1 protein-coding gene is annotated in these 413 nt (G+C 37.3%); it reads left to right on the plus strand.

Annotation, left to right across the window (positions count from 1 at the left end):
• The coding region (locus tag GQS54_RS23100) for a hypothetical protein (protein WP_205967864.1) at nt 1–205 on the plus strand (205 nt) is incomplete at its 5' end.
• Between the last annotated feature and the right edge of the window lie 208 nt (nt 206–413).

Raw genomic sequence — 413 nt, forward strand, 5'->3', positions numbered from 1 at the left:
CCTAGAAAAACTTTTAGCCCGACTCTTTAGTTGGGCTTTTTTTTGCCCGGAATTTACTGGCGGCCGCAAAGTATTGCTCGCACCAACCAAGTTGTTTTCCGACCCGATAGAAATATCTGACTACTCATTTAATACCGATAATGAACTCATTCATTTTTTTTTATTTATATGTGAACTTAATCGGATATACCACGGTCGTATCTAGCGTGTGTTTTAGTTTATGTGTGTTTCCAAAAAGACTTTTAGCCCGACTCTTTAGTTGGGCTTTTTTTTGCCCGTAATTTACTGCAAACCGCAAAGTATTGCTCGCACCAACTAGGTTATTTTCCGACCCGATAGAACCATCTGACTACTCATTTAATACCGATAATGAACTCATTCATTTTTTTTTATTTATATGTGAACTTAATCGG

Origin of the sequence: Paraglaciecola sp. 20A4, assembly GCF_011378905.1 — a bacterium.
Lineage (GTDB): Bacteria > Pseudomonadota > Gammaproteobacteria > Enterobacterales > Alteromonadaceae > Paraglaciecola.